Annotated in this window: 1 protein-coding gene; it reads left to right on the forward strand. The window is 32.1% G+C overall.

The features are described 5' to 3' along the window. The coding region (locus FD29_RS11685; RefSeq protein WP_157049398.1) for a transposase at window positions 1–209 on the forward strand (209 nt) is incomplete at both ends.

Below are 209 nucleotides of genomic sequence, written 5' to 3' on the forward strand. Positions count from 1 at the left end.
GATCCATGTAACAGATATTTTATTTCACTTCAACTCGGTTCTGATACCCCTTTTGTTGATCAGAAAATAAAAACTGGTAGTAATATTGGAATCGATTTGAATACTGAGAACTTCCTTACTACAAGTAATAATGTTGTAGTCGATAATCCCAGATTTTATCGAAAAATGAAAAAGAGATTATCTAAAGAACGAAGAACTCTATCACGTCG

The organism is Companilactobacillus mindensis DSM 14500, from assembly GCF_001434275.1.
GTDB lineage: Bacteria > Bacillota > Bacilli > Lactobacillales > Lactobacillaceae > Companilactobacillus > Companilactobacillus mindensis.